Genomic DNA, 13,856 nt, shown 5'->3' on the forward strand with positions numbered 1-13,856 from the left:
GGCACGGATGGCTATATGCGGGGGTCTGTCGGCATGACGCCCAGGTGTGGCAGGACATGGCCCCTGCTGGTGGTCGCGGTCGCACTCGCCGCGCTCGGTGCGGCAACCGGCGGGATACTGGCCCTGGCATACCGTCCCATCGGGCTGGCGTACCTGGACGTGCTGACCCGTTGCCCGCCCTCCGCCGGCGACCAGGCGATGTGCCTGACCGAGGCGACCTGGGCCGTCGGTGCCCTGATGGCCTCCGGGGCAGCGATCGCGCTCGGCAGTGGGCTGGCCGGGACGCTGGTCACGACGGTGTGCGCCCAACGCCGGATCGCCCGGCTGCCCCCGGCCCATCCGATGGCCGAGGCGCGCTTCGAGGAACTCTGCCGGCAGCACCGGTTGGTCGGTTCCGACCGACCCCGGTTGCGTATCGGCGGCCGCAGGACGGACAGCACCGCCGGTCCAGGCCAGCGGCCGGCGGTCGTGCTACCGGCGGCGGCGGCCCGACTGCCGTTGGTTCCGGTGGTGTTCGACCCGCTCGTGCGCGCCGAGCTGGACCGGATCGCCTCGGGCCAGAGCGCTCGCCGCGCCGTGCTGCGCGGCTGGCCGTGGCTACTGGCCTCGGCGAGCGCCGCGCTGGCCGCCGGTGCCGCGTGCACCGGCCCGGGGCAGGGCACGCCTGCCGGGTCGATGAGCCGCGTGCTGCTGCTGGCCGTCGCCGTCGCCAGCCTGACCGTCGGACTACGCTGCGGACCGGGTGGTGCCCGGACGGTAACCTGGTACGCCGTGCCAGCCGCCGGGGTGATCGCCGGTGCGGGGGGCCAAGCCGGGGCGTCCGTCCTGTGGCACCTGGCACCGGCCGTTGGAGATCAGCTGGTCGCCGGTGCTGCACTGGCACCCGCCCTGCTGGTCCTGGCCGGTCTGCTGCCGGTGCTGACCGCCGGGCGGACCGGTTCGCCCGGCGCGGCGGCCGTCCCGGCGACGTTGGCCGGAGTCGTCGCCGGGCTGCTCGCCTTTCCGGTGGGCACCGCGGCCGCGCCGGACCTCGCCGCGCCGCTGCTGATCCGGCCGTCGCCCACCGTCCCGGACAGCGGATCCGGCCCGCGCGGCGGGCCCGACCCGGACCACGCCCACCGGGCTCCGGACACGCCGAGAAGCGCCGGTCCGGTTCCGATCGACACGGCTGCGGCGAACCGGGCCGCCCGGGCCGTCGAGCCCGTGCTCGGCCCGGCGTGGCGGGCGGATCCGCTTCCGGCACCGCCACCGGCGGGGAGTCGACCGGCCGGCTGCCAGCCGTCGATCGTTGACGACTATCTGCGCCGCGCCGCCGCTGGACGGACCGGCCGGGGCGTGGCGCGCTACGCGACGCGGGCCGCACCCGGCGGCGCTGGGCTCGGCCGGAGCACCCTGCAGATCGACGTCGTGTCGTACCGGCCGGACGCGATGTCCTCGGCAAGGCCGGTGGAGATGGTCTTCGCCGCGGTCGAACGGGCCGGTGCGGCCTGTCGGGAGTTCACCGACGGACGGTCCGGACTACGGGTACAGTCGCTGCCCCGCGTGGCACCGGCCATCGGCGACCGCGTCTGGCGGATGGACGTGGTCCGGACGCTGGGCCGCGGTGCCGGACGGGTCACGGCGACGACCGCGCTGGCTGTCGTACAGGTCGACACCACGCTGATCGTGGTGTCGATGACCGCGTCACTGGCCGTCGTCGACGGGGAGCTGTTCGAGCAGGTTATCCGGCGGACGGTGGCCGGGCTCGCGGCCGAGCGGTGAGCCGGTCCGGCTTGTCATCGCCGTCCAGTCTGTCGGGTCGGGCACCTCACTGGGTCAGGGCGTCACCGGGACGGTCCGTCGCCAGGCATCGATGATCTGGACCGGCCGCATGCCCTCGGCGAGGTACAGGCGCAGCGCCGGCCGGCGGGGGTCGGTGTCGACGTGCAGGAATGTGCCCCGCCGCCGGTCGGCGGCGTCGGCGGCGAACGCCCGGCGAAGCAGCAGACGACCCAGGCCACGCCCCTGCCATTGAGGTCGGACCGCGAGTAGCCGTACGTAGCCGCTCTGCTCGTCGGCCACGAAGGCATGCGACCGTAGCACCATCGCGGCCGGGACGCCGTCCAGGTACGCGACCTCGCCCAGCGACCAGTCGTGGTCACTGTGTGACTCGAGCTGCCTGACCCAGTCGGGGTAGGCCTTGGCCACGAAACCGAAGTGGTCGGCGAAGGCGGCCTGGTGCACGGTCCATGCCTGGTGACGGGCCTCGGGATCGTCACCGGTGCTGCTGATCCGCACACCCTCGGGTGCCCCGGGGTCGGCCCTCGGGCTCGCCGGATCGTGCGGGACGAACAGCCGGTTGTACACGGTCGCCACCGAGAAGCCGAAGTTGGCCAGTCGGCCGGCCGTCGCGGTGTCCTCCCGGTAGCAGCCGACGTCCAGCACGGCCCGGGAGTGGCCCAGTTCGGCGGCGATCGCGACGGCGCGGCGTTGGGCACGGTGCCAGAGCCAGTCGCCGACCACCGGTTCGGAGTCGAGGTGGTAGGCCTCGACGTCGATGTTGTCGCTGCTCCCCTTGCGGCACGCCCAACCCCAGCCGACCGCCACGCCACCCGGGTCGCGCACCAGCCAACCGTCCCGCGTCGGGTCGAAGTCCGGGTCGGCGAGTTCGTCGGCGACCTCGTCAAGGGTGTAGTCGGGCCGGCCGATGACCGCGGTGTTGCAGGTGGCGATCAGCTGGAAGACGGTGGATGCATCATCGGGCCCGGCGGGCCGCTGGGTGTACCCAGCAGGAAGTGACGGAGCCTCGGTGGTCGCTGTCATCCGGCGATTGTCTGGCAGGCCGCCACACCGGCACGAACGATTTTTCAGCAGACCTGACAAACCAGATTCGGGCACATGATAGACGGTTACGGTGCTTAAAATACCTATGCCGGTTATCGGGCTTTCATCCGGAAAGTGGGAGACATGGCGAACGCACCGGTGGTGATCGTCGGTCAGGGGTACGTCGGCTTGCCCGTGGCGATGCGCGCCGTAGAGGTCGGGCACCGGGTGGTCGGTCTGGACACCGACACCGAGCGGATCCGGATGCTGCGCGCGGGCACCTCGTACGTCCAGGATGTCACCGACGCCGAGCTACACGCCGCGTTGGGCAGCGGCCGCTACACCGCGACCACCGACTACGCCGCCGCAGCGGGATTCGACACCGCGGTGATCACCGTGCCGACGCCGTTGCGTGACGGCGCACCCGACCTGCGCTACATCGAGCAGGCGGCCCGCTCGCTCGCCGAGCAGCTCACTCCCGGCGCGACCGTGATCCTGGAGTCAACGACCTACCCGGGCACCACCGACGAGTTTCTCCGGCCGCTGTTGGAGAAGGGCAGCGGTCTGCAGGCCGGGCTCGACTTCCACCTCGGGTACAGCCCGGAGCGCATCGACCCGGGCAACCACGAATGGAACTTCGTCAACACCCCGAAGGTGGTCTCCGGGATCACCCCCGAGTCGTTGCGGTCGGTGCGAGCGTTCTACGACGGTCTGGTGGACCGGACCGTGCCGGTCACCGGCACCCGGGAGGCCGAGACCACCAAACTGCTGGAGAACACCTTCCGACACGTCAACATCGCCCTGGTCAATGAGCTGGCGGTGTACGCCCACATGCTCGGCATCGACATCTGGGACGCGATCGACGCCGCCAGCACCAAGCCGTTCGGCTTCCTGCGGTTCACCCCCGGCCCGGGCGTGGGTGGGCACTGCCTGCCCGTGGACCCGTCCTACCTGTCCTGGGAGGTCAAGCGGACCCTCGGCCGCAACTTCCGGTTCGTCGAACTCGCCAACGACGTGAACAACTACATGCCGATGTACGTCGTGGAACGGTTGACCAGCGCGATGAACCGGCGCAGTCGGGCGCTACGGGGCGCGCGGGTGCTGCTCATCGGGCTGGCGTACAAGCGCAACAGTGGCGACTGTCGCGAGTCCCCGGCGGTCCGCGTCGCCGAACTGCTGCACCTGGCCGGCGCCCAGTTGCACGTCGTCGACCCACACCTGCGCCCGGAGCAGATGCCGGCCTTCGTACAGGCGGTGCCGCTCACCGTCGACCAGGTCGAAGCCGCTGACGCGGTGGTCGTGCTGACCGACCACGACGGCATCGACTACTCCCTGCTCAGTGCTGCGCCACTGGTGCTGGACACCCGCCGGAGGCTGGCCGCCACCGCCGGCACGGAACTGCTGTGACCCGTCCCCGCCGCCTACCTGGGCAGCGGGATCGCTGACGCGGCAAGTAGGCGGCGGGGCGCTGACGCGGTCAGCTCGTCGGGGCGTGTTCCCGCCCCCGGGCTGCCGGTGCCACCGGCGTCGGGCGACCGGCCATCCGGACGGCACGGTAGAACATCGCCCGTCGGGGTGCCACGAGCTCGGTGCGGTAGGCGCGGGACCGGACCAGACCGGCCGCCGCCACCTCGACCATCCGCTGCGGCCGGGTCAGCAGCCGCCGGACCGCCTCGGCCAGCGCCGCCGGACCGCCGGTGGTGACCAGACAGTCCGCCTCGATCAGGTCCGGCGGGCCCACCGCCCCGACGGCGACCACCGGCAGGCCCCGGGCCATCGCCTCGACCACTACCGGAGAGTGCACACCGGCGGAACCCGGCGACACGAACACGTCGGCGGCGTCCAACCAGGACCGGATCTCGGTGGCGGGACGGTCACCGGCGATGACGAGCCGGTCGGTCAGTCCCAGCCGGGCCGCGCGGTGTTCTAGCCGCGGCCGGGACCGGCCGTCGCCCAGGTACACCAGGTCCGCCAAGACGCCGTCGTCAGCCAGCCGACGCATCGCCGCAAGGACGACGTCGACGCCGTGCCGGGAGTGGTCGAGCGTCCCGGCCGAGATCAGCGTCACCGGGCCGCCGGGCGCCGACGGTTCACGGGGCTCGCAGACGAACGCGTCGGCCCGCAGGTCGACGTCCGGGTAGTCGGTGGCGACGGTGTTCGGCCCGGGCGGACAGCGCAGCCGCAGCGATGTGCCGGTGCCGGTGGTGTAGGCCACGGCGGTGGCGTCCCGACACTGCTCCCGCAGCTGGCGCGCCGCCCGGTGCACGCGCCAGCGGCGCACCGGGTCGATCGTCACCGGACCGTCGAACATGTCCTGCGGGTCTGCGACGACCTCAACCGCGTAGCCACGGTGCCAACGACGCAGGATCGGTACGAGCAGGCCGGCGGCCGGTGACGGGCTGCGCAGGATGACGGCATCGACGTCGTCGACCCCGTACCGCAACGACCGGCGCAGCCCTGCACGGCCCGGCGGCAGGCCGAGCGGTCCGCGCCGGTACGGCAGCGGCCAGACCTCCACCCCCGCGCCGTCCACCCGGGATGCGCCGGACGGCGGTTGCGGTTCCTCGGTGACCTCGGCGAGCAGTCGGACCCGGTCGAAGGCCGACAGGTACCGGGTCCAGAAGGCGTGCGCCGGCCCGTTCACCGTCCACACGGCGCCGTCCGGTGTGCGTTGGAACCGAGTCTGGGTACTGACCGCGACGGTGCCCATCGCGGAACCCAACGAGTTCTCCACTGTACTCCCCATCAGCCGGTAGTCAGAGTCAGGTGCCGGCACGGCGGCCGGCGACAGCGATCCGCGCAGATCAGCCGACCGGCGCGGCGGCCGGCCGACGGCGTGGCGCCGGCTGGCGCCCGCCGGTCGTCTCGATGAGGTCGGCCACCGCCCGGGCGCAGTCACCGCTGTCGAACCGCTGCTCGATGTGTTCCCGTGCGGCCAGCGAACGCCGGGCGAGCCGACCGGACCGGAACTCCGCGTGTGCGCCGCGCAGCGCGGCTGCGAGCGCCTCGACGTCACCGGTCGGGGCCACCCAGCCGCTGTCCCCGTTGACTGTCTCCGGCAGGCCGCCGGCGTCGGACACGACGGAGGGCACCCCGCAGGCCCCGGCTTCCAGCGCCGCGCCGTGGTTCTCCGAGCGCGACGGGCTGACGCTGACGTCCGCCGCTGCGTAGTACTGCCGCACGTCGATGACGCCGGCGAACCAGTCGACGGTCGGATCGGCCGCCACGTCGAACCGTCGCATCAGCTCCCGCCGGTGCTCCTCACCGGCCGCGTCCCAGCCCCCACCCACCAGGATCAGGCGGGAGCGGGGACAGTCGCGGGTGAACGACCGCCACGCCGCCAGCAGGACGTCGTGCCCTTTGATGCCGGTCCCCCGGTGCACCATCGCCTTCGGCGCGTACACGTACGCCACCATGACTACCACGAAGACGTCGGCGGGTAGACCCAGCCGCCGACGTGCGGCGGCCCGGGTGGCGGCGTCCGCCGGGCGGAACAGCCGGGTGTCCACGCCGTACGGCACCACCGCCAGCGCGTCGGCACGACGGCCCAGGGACCGGTACCGGTCGGCGGTGTGCGCGCTGCCGGCGATGACGAGATCGTCCAGCCGGGCCAGGAAGCGCTCCGCGGTGCGGATCGGCGTCGACTCCAGAAAGAGCGGGCCGGGCACCATGAAGATCCTGACCATGTCGAGCCCGGACAGGCTCAGCCGGACCGCCAGCGCCGCGTGATAGTGGTGGTAGTGCACCACGTCGGGGCGCAGCCGACGCAGCAGCCGACGCAGCGACCACAGCTGCGCGGCCGTCGTCGGCGTCGGGCGGAACCGGAACTGGAACGGCGAGTCGACCATCGGTACCCCGGCCCGGCGCAACTGTTCGCGTAACCGGCCCGGGCCGGCGGGCAGCACCACGATGACCTCGTTGCCACGCCGGCACAGCTCCTCGACCTGGGGCACGATCCACCGGCCGCCCTCGGCCGTTTTCAGCATCACGACCACCCGCATGCCCGACGCCTCCCTCGACACCGGCGACACCCGCCACGGCCACCAACGGACCTTCATCGCGCGGGCACCCCCTTGACCACCGCGCCGGGCGGCACATCACGTACCACGCACGCCCCAGCGCCGACCGTCGCCCCGGCACCGACGCGACGGCCCTGCAGGATCGCCGCAGTCGTCCCCACCAGGACTGCCTCGTCCAACGCGCAGGATCCGGAAACGGCCGCCAGTGGTCCCACCGAGCCGTAGTCCGCCACCGTCGTGTCGTGACCGACCACGCCGTTCTGGTTGATGTGCACGTGCCGACCGAGCGTCACGTCGGTGGTCACCCTGGCCCCGGCGAACAGCACCGAGCCCGCGCCGATCCGGCTGTCCGGACCGACCGTGGCGCTCGGGTGGATCAGCGTGGCGGCGACCAGCGGGGCCGCCGCCGGCCGGGCGGCGTCGATCCGCCAACCGACCGCACGACGGTACGCCGGCAGGCCGATCCCGATCACGTAAGCGGGCGGGTCGCTCTGCCCGGTCAGCCAGTTCACCGCGCCGAGCAGCGCGGCACCGAGCCGGTCGAGGCGTTCCTTGTTGGCTGGGCTGGGATCGTCGTCGACGAAGCCGACCACCCGCCACGCCGGTGCCGGACCGGCCCGGTTGACGGCGTCGACGATGCCGAACATTTCACGGCCGTGCCCGCCGCAGCCGACGATCACCAGGTCCTGGACGCTCATCGGCCGCTCCGGTCGCCGTCAAGGAACGCTCCGATCGCCGCGAGTACCCGGCCGATCTGCTCGTCGGTCAACGACGAGCCGCTGGGCAGCGCCAGTCCGGTCGCGAAGAGCCGGTCCGCCGCTCCAGTGAGCAGCCGCGGCGCGGCGGCGAAGACCGGCTGCCGGTGCATCGGTTTCCAGACCGGCCGGGTCTCGATCCGCCGGTCAGTCAGGTAACGGCCCAGTTCGGCGGCGTCCCAGCCGGACTCGACCGGGTCGACGACGATCACCGTGAGCCAGGCGTTGCCGCCGAGGTCCGCCTCGTCACCGAGGTCGCCGAGCAGGCGCACCCCCGGGACACCGGCGAAGGTCTTCGCGTACCGCTGACGGATCTCCCGGCGGTGGGTGACCATCGAGTCGAGACGGTGCAGCTGCGCCCGGCCCAGCGCGGCGAGCAGATTGCTCAGCCGGTAGTTGTAGCCGATGTCGGTGTGTTCGTAGTGCGCCACCGGCTGGCGCGCCTGGCTGGCCAGGTAGCGGCACTGGTGGGCGATCGCCGCGTCGTCGGTGACCACCATCCCGCCCCCCGAGGTCGTCATGATCTTGTTTCCGTTGAAGGAGAAGACCCCGGCCCGGCCGAAGCTGCCGGCGGGACGACCGCGCAGGCAGGCGCCGAGCGCCTCCGCCGCGTCTTCAACGACCGGCAGGCCGTACGCCGCGCACAACGGGACGATCTCGTCGTAGTCGGCGCAGCGGCCGAACATGTCGACCGGCACCACCGCGCGTACCGGCGGCTGACCGTGCTCCCGCCGGGTGAGCGCCTCGGCCAGCAGATCGACATCGACGTTGCCGGTCCGTGGGTCGCAGTCGACGAAGACCGGCTGGGCGCCGGTGTAGACGATGGCGTTGGCGGTGGCGACGAAGGTCAGGGTGGGTACCGCCACTGCCTGTCCCGGTCCCACTCCGAGCGCCAGCAGGGCCAGGTGCAGGCCGGCGGTCGCCGAGTTGACCGCGACCGCGTGAGGGACGCCGACCCGCCGGGCCATCTCCTGTTCGAAGGCGTCCACCTCCGGGCCGGACGGGGCCACCCAGCCGGAGCGCAGCGTCCGAACCAGGAACTCCTCCTCGAGCGGGCCGACGTCCGGCGGGGACAGGTAGATCTGCCGGGTCACCGCGCGGCTCCGGCGAAATGTCCTGCTCGCGGGCTAGGCTGACCTGGTCGTGGTCGGGTCGGCGGCCACGACCGATCGGCCGGCGCAGTCCGACGGCCGGTCGCCGACGCACCGGATTGGCTGGCGTTGATGACCACTGATCGGTTCACCATCCTGTTCGTCTGCCGGGCGAACATCTGCCGCTCACCGCTGGCGGAACGGCTGACCCGGTACGCCGTGCAGACCCGGCTGGGCACGGACTCCGACGGGGTCGTCGTGGACAGCGCCGGCACCGAAGCGCTGACCGGCCAGCCGATGCACCCGCACACCGAGCAGGTCCTGCGGGAACGCCAGGCCGATCCGGACGGGTTCGTCAGTCGGCAGGTGGACGCCGCCATGCTGACCGGGGCGGACCTGGTGCTCACCGCCAGCCGCCGGCACCGGGCGTACTGCGTCGCGCTGGCCCCGGCCGCGCTGACCCGCACCTTCACCGTCCGCCAGTTCGGGCGGCTCGCCCAGGCCGCGGCCCTGCCGTCGGCGGCCTCGCCGCCCGGCGCCGCGGGCCGGGCCAGGTCGCTGGTGGCCGCCGCGGCGGCGGCCCGTAGCCGGGTCCAGCCGGTCTCCGCCGAACAGGACGACCTCGCCGACCCGGTGCTGCGGCCGGTGGAGGACTTCCGCGGGTGCGCCAGCCAGATCGACCAGACCGTCGACATCCTGCTGGACATCATCACGAAGTCTTGACCGGTACGCCGACGTCCGCCGTTGCCTGCTCCTCGGCGGTCGCCGTGGTGTCGGGCTCCGCGACTGCCTGACGCTGCCGGGTCGGGCCCGCCGCGTTCGCGGACCGACGTCGACGGCCGTGCTCGTGGTAGTAGTAGTTGTAGGCACCACCGCGGTGCGGTGTCATGTTCAACACGCAGCCGAGCAGCCGGGCGTCCACCGCGCGCAGCGCGGCGACCGCCGCCCGCAGGTGCGTCTCGCTGGTCTTGGCGCACCGTCCCACCACGATCACGCCGTCCACCTGGGCGGCGATCGGCGCCGCGTCGGTGACCGGCACCAGCGGCGCGGTGTCCACGATAACCACGTCGAAGCGGGCGCGCAGCGTCGCGAGCAGGTCCGCCATCTGTTGTGAGCCGAGCAGCTCGCTCGGATTCGGCGGAACGAAGCCACTGGGTAGCAGTGTCATGCCGCTGGCCCCCCAGGGTTGCAGAACGTCGTCGAGCTCGGCCTGGCCGGCGAGCACGTTCGTCAGCCCGACCGCACCCTCCATGTTCAGGTAGGAGGCCGCCTGAGGGCGGCGCAGATCTGCCTCTACCAGCAGCACCGAGCTGCCCGCTTCAGCGAAGCTCAACGCCAGGTTCGTCGCGGTGGTGGTCTTGCCTTCCTCGGGCATGGCGCTGGTCACCACCAGGCTGTGCACCGGCTTGTCGACATCGGCGAACTGCAGGTTGGTCCGCAACTGGCGGAACGCCTCCGCCCGTGGCGAGTGCGCCTGCCGGCCGATGATCAACGGCTCCCGGCGGGCAGCGTTGTCCAACGGGATGGTGCCGAGCACCCCGGCCGCAGTGACGTCACGCATCTGATCGACGGTGCGTACGGTGTTGTCGAGCACCCCGCGCAACAGCGCTAGGCCGACCCCGCTGAGCAGCCCGAGGAACAGCGCCAGGCTGATGTTGCGCACCGGTTGCGGCTCGACCGGCGCCGGATTGAGCAGCGGGCCCGCGATCACCTCGACCTTGATCGCCGGTTGATCGGCACCCGGGGAGGTCTCCAACTGCTCGACCAGGCGGACGAACTCGGCGACGATCGCCTCGGCGATCTGCTCCGAACGGTTCGGTGAGCTGTCGGTCACCGTCGCCTGCAACAGGACCGTGTCGGGAACCGGCCGCGCGCTGACCCGCGACTGCACCTCACCGGCGGTCAGGCCGAGGCTGTGCCGGTCGACCACGGTCTCGGCGAGCCGGCTGCTGGTGAGCAGTCCGCTGTAGGACTTGACCCGCTGCTGGGAGAAGAGCCCGCCTTGGTATGCGTCGGTCACCCCCTGGCTGCTTGAGGTGGAGACGAAGAAGGTGACCGAGGTGGCGTACTGCGGGGCGGTCCGGACATTGATCAGCACGGCGGCGGCGACCGCGACGGTCACAGCGGCGAGTACCCAGAGCCATCGTTTCCGCACCGCGTCGAAGTAGTCACGCAGTTCCATCGGTACGGCCTCCAAAAACACTGCTCCGTCATGGTCAGCACCATCTTGTACCAATCTGCACTAGCTAAGGAGGTTTTCTGGTCAAATAGTGGCATTACCGCAGTCTCCACACCGAATGGACGAGACCGCAGGCACCGCCGGCTGTACCCGGCGGTTGCCCGTACGCCGACTGAACGGGGCTGGAATGCAGACATCGACCCGACCTGCGGACATCACCACCCGCCGCAACCGGGAACGCGCCGTCGCACCGATGTGGCTGGTGGACCTCGGCGCCTGGTGCGCCGGCCTGGTCGTCGCCGTCTGGACCCGCTACGAATTCGCCCTCGCCGGGGCACACCTCAACGGTCTGGTCCTGGTCATGCTGGCCGCGATCGTGCTGCACACGGTGGCCGGTCACCTCAGTTACCTGTACCGGGACCGGTACCGGCTGGGCAGCTTCGACGAGGTGTGGGTGGTGTCCCGGTGCGTGCTGGCCACCATGCTCCTGCTGCTGCTGCTCGATCTCGCCGCACCGCAACGGCCGGTGCCGGCCAGCGCACCGCTGGTCGGTGGCTGCCTGGCGCTCGTCCAGATGCTCGGCGTCCGGTACCTGCGCCGGCTGCACCGGCAACGCCGCCGCCGGCCCGCTGGCCGGGACATCCAGCGGGTGCTGCTGTTCGGTGCCGGTGCCGCCGGGCAGTCGCTGCTCCGGGCGATGCTGGACGAGCCGAGCGGGCGGTACCTGCCGGTGGGCCTGCTCGACGACGACCCGGCGAAGCGGCAGCTACGGCTCAGCGGGGTGCCGGTGCTGGGTAGCCGGCAGGACATCCCGGCCGTCGCCGCCCGTACCGGTGCCACCACTGTCGTCGCCGCGGTCGCCAACGCCGACGCTGCGCTGATCCGAGAAGTACGCCACCTCGCGAACCAGGCCGGTGCCCGGTTCAAGGTGGTCCCGTCGGTCGGCGAACTGCTTGAGAACGAGCCAGCCGTCACCGACCTGCGCGACCCCGACTTCAGTGACCTGCTCGGCCGACACCAGATCGAGACCGACCTCGACTCGATCGCCGGCTATCTGACCGGCAAGCGGGTGCTGGTCACCGGGGCCGGCGGCTCGATCGGCTCCGAACTGTGCCGGCAGATTCAGCGGTTCCAGCCCGGTGAGCTGATGATGCTCGACCGCGACGAGTCAGCGCTGCACGCCGTACAACTGTCGTTGCGCGGCCGGGCACTGCTGGACAGCCCGGACCTGATCCTCGCCGATCTGCGCGACAGCGACACGATCCGGCAGATCATGTGCGCCCGTCGCCCCGAAGTGGTCTTCCACGCCGCTGCACTCAAACACCTCACGCTGCTGGAGCGCCACCCGGGTGAGGCCGTCAAGACCAACGTGTGGGGCACTCAGACCCTGTTGGAGGCGGCATCCGGTGTGGAGCGTTTTGTCAACATCTCCACCGACAAGGCCGCCGACCCGACCAGCGTGCTCGGTTACTCCAAGCGGATCACCGAACGGCTCACGGCCTTCGCGGCTGGGACCAACCAGGGCACGTTCCTCAGTGTCCGGTTTGGCAACGTACTCGGCAGCCGCGGCTCGGTGCTGCACACGTTCCTTGCCCAAGCGGCAGCCGGCAAACCGATCACCGTCACCGACCCGGACGTGACCCGGTACTTCATGACCATCCAGGAGGCGGTGCAACTGGTCATCCAGGCAGCCGCGGTCGGCCGCGACGGCGAGTCGCTGGTGCTCGACATGGGCGAACCGGTGCGGATCGCCGACGTCGCCCGCAGCATCGCCGAGCAGTACGACAACCCGGTCAGGATCATCTACACCGGGCTGCGCCCCGGCGAGAAGCTGCACGAGGACCTGCTCGGCGCCGGAGAGCCGGACTGTCGGCCGCTGCACCCCCTGATCTCTCAGGTCCCGGTGCCGGCGCTGGATCCGGTGCACGTGCACCTGCTCGACCCGTACGGCCGACCGGACGATCTGGTCGACGACCTTGCCGCGCTCTGCACGCCGCTCCGGCCGCCGGTCGGAGCGCGGCGGCAGCGGGGCGCTCTACGAACCGGTGCCGTCGGTCCGGCAGGCGGTGCTGGTCTCCCGGCCCCGGACGACCCGAGCGGCACACCGATCGCGAGCCAGAACGGGTCCACCGGGGCGGCCTGACCGATCAGCGACCGGTCAGGCCGCTGCCGGCGGCTCGGACGGCGGGTCGGCCAGCATGGCAGCCATCTGCAGGGACAGCTCCTGCACCAGGTCGTCCATGCTCTGCCCGGTCTGTGCCCGGACCAACGCGAGCGCCAACTCGGCGAGTACGCAGAAGCCGCCGGTCCGGGCCGCCTCGTCGGGGAACTCCGCCAGCAGCGCGGCCGCGCCGTCGTGGTCTCCGCGCTGGCGGGCGGCGATGAACCCGGCGGCGCGCTGCGCGGCGACGAACGCCGACTCGGTGAATACCCGGCTGTCGTCGCCGCTCATGGCACGACGATCGGGCTGCCTGCTGAGCTGGCGGCGGTGAAGCGGGCCGCGACGTCGCTCCAGTCGACCAATTCCCACAGACGGTCGACGTAGTCCGGACGAACATTGCGGTACTGCAGGTAGTAGGCGTGTTCCCAGGCGTCGAAGACCAGAATCGGAGTGGTGGCCTGACCTACGTTGCCGTGGTGGTCGTAGACCTGCTCGACGATCAGCCGACGGCTCATCGGCTCCCAGGCGAGCACTCCCCAGCCGGAGCCCTGCACCCCTTTGGTGGCGGTGGACAACTGCCCGGCGAACGCCTCGTACGAGCCGAAGTGCTCGTCGATCGCGGCAGACAGCTCGCCGTCCGGGGACAGGTTGTTCCAGAAGATCGAGTGCAGTACGTGGCCGGAAAGGTTGAACGCGAAGGTCTTCTCCAGGCCGACCAACGTCGAGAAGTCACCCTTGTCGCGCGCCTCGGCGAGGGCACCGTAGTCGTACGGCATGTCGGGCAAGGTGTAGACGGGCATCGTCCACCCTCCGGTCGCGGGCTCAGCGGTCCCGACCAGTATGCTCTAT

General features: G+C 71.6%; 12 protein-coding genes. 4 read left to right on the forward strand and 8 right to left on the reverse strand.

The genetic code is table 11. The annotated features are described in order from the left end of the window. Positions 1 to 69: 69 nt before the first annotated feature. The gene (locus O7553_RS12575; protein ID WP_281554971.1) at positions 70 to 1,761 is read left to right on the forward strand and encodes a hypothetical protein; all 1,692 of its coding nucleotides are present in this window, start codon (positions 70 to 72) and stop codon (positions 1,759 to 1,761) included. Between the two features lie 54 nt (positions 1,762 to 1,815). On the opposite strand, the gene O7553_RS12580 is transcribed toward O7553_RS12575, so the two are convergent. After that, positions 1,816 to 2,802: a GNAT family N-acetyltransferase gene (locus O7553_RS12580; protein ID WP_281554972.1), complete on the reverse strand. Its 987-nt coding sequence runs from the start codon at positions 2,800 to 2,802 to the stop codon at positions 1,816 to 1,818. 144 nt (positions 2,803 to 2,946) lie between these two features. On the opposite strand from O7553_RS12580, the gene O7553_RS12585 reads away from it, so the two are divergent. Further along, the gene (locus O7553_RS12585; RefSeq protein ID WP_281554973.1) at positions 2,947 to 4,209 is read left to right on the forward strand and encodes a nucleotide sugar dehydrogenase; all 1,263 of its coding nucleotides are present in this window, start codon (positions 2,947 to 2,949) and stop codon (positions 4,207 to 4,209) included. Positions 4,210 to 4,279: 70 nt separating this feature from the next. On the opposite strand, the gene O7553_RS12590 is transcribed toward O7553_RS12585, so the two are convergent. The 4 genes from O7553_RS12590 to O7553_RS12605 are packed head-to-tail and all read right to left on the reverse strand — an operon-like array spanning position 4,280 to position 8,670. Beyond that, complete coding sequence (locus O7553_RS12590) at positions 4,280 to 5,548, reverse strand: glycosyltransferase (RefSeq protein ID WP_281554974.1); 1,269 nt, start codon at positions 5,546 to 5,548, stop codon at positions 4,280 to 4,282. Positions 5,549 to 5,606: 58 nt separating this feature from the next. Continuing rightward, positions 5,607 to 6,860, reverse strand: coding sequence for a glycosyltransferase family 4 protein (locus tag O7553_RS12595; RefSeq protein WP_281554975.1), 1,254 nt, complete (start codon positions 6,858 to 6,860; stop codon positions 5,607 to 5,609). Next, on the reverse strand, positions 6,857 to 7,519 hold the full coding sequence (locus O7553_RS12600; RefSeq protein WP_281554976.1) for a NeuD/PglB/VioB family sugar acetyltransferase: 663 nt from the start codon (positions 7,517 to 7,519) through the stop codon (positions 6,857 to 6,859). The genes O7553_RS12595 and O7553_RS12600 overlap by 4 nt, the downstream gene beginning before the upstream one ends. Beyond that, positions 7,516 to 8,670 carry an aminotransferase class I/II-fold pyridoxal phosphate-dependent enzyme gene (locus O7553_RS12605; RefSeq protein ID WP_281554977.1) on the reverse strand — a complete coding sequence of 385 codons (1,155 nt, stop codon included), beginning with the start codon at positions 8,668 to 8,670 and terminating at the stop codon, positions 7,516 to 7,518. Before O7553_RS12605 ends, O7553_RS12600 begins: the two co-directional genes overlap by 4 nt. 129 nt (positions 8,671 to 8,799) lie before the next feature. On the opposite strand from O7553_RS12605, the gene O7553_RS12610 reads away from it, so the two are divergent. Continuing rightward, positions 8,800 to 9,390 (forward strand): low molecular weight phosphatase family protein, encoded by a 591-nt coding sequence (locus O7553_RS12610; protein WP_281554978.1) that lies wholly within the window; start codon positions 8,800 to 8,802, stop codon positions 9,388 to 9,390. On the opposite strand, the gene O7553_RS12615 is transcribed toward O7553_RS12610, so the two are convergent. Then, positions 9,377 to 10,849 (reverse strand): polysaccharide biosynthesis tyrosine autokinase, encoded by a 1,473-nt coding sequence (locus tag O7553_RS12615; RefSeq protein WP_281554979.1) that lies wholly within the window; start codon positions 10,847 to 10,849, stop codon positions 9,377 to 9,379. The genes O7553_RS12610 and O7553_RS12615 overlap by 14 nt on opposite strands. A 115-nt stretch (positions 10,850 to 10,964) precedes the next feature. On the opposite strand from O7553_RS12615, the gene O7553_RS12620 reads away from it, so the two are divergent. Continuing rightward, a complete protein-coding gene (locus O7553_RS12620; protein ID WP_281554980.1) occupies positions 10,965 to 12,989 on the forward strand; it encodes a polysaccharide biosynthesis protein in 2,025 nt (674 codons plus the stop codon). A 15-nt stretch (positions 12,990 to 13,004) separates the two neighbouring features. Here O7553_RS12620 and O7553_RS12625 read toward each other — a convergent pair whose 3' ends face one another. Beyond that, positions 13,005 to 13,298 (reverse strand): superoxide dismutase, encoded by a 294-nt coding sequence (locus O7553_RS12625; RefSeq protein WP_281554981.1) that lies wholly within the window; start codon positions 13,296 to 13,298, stop codon positions 13,005 to 13,007. Further along, complete coding sequence (locus O7553_RS12630; RefSeq protein ID WP_281554982.1) at positions 13,295 to 13,807, reverse strand: superoxide dismutase; 513 nt, start codon at positions 13,805 to 13,807, stop codon at positions 13,295 to 13,297. Before O7553_RS12630 ends, O7553_RS12625 begins: the two co-directional genes overlap by 4 nt. Positions 13,808 to 13,856: the final 49 nt, after the last annotated feature.

It is taken from the genome of Solwaraspora sp. WMMA2059 (assembly GCF_027497315.1).
GTDB lineage: Bacteria > Actinomycetota > Actinomycetes > Mycobacteriales > Micromonosporaceae > Micromonospora_E.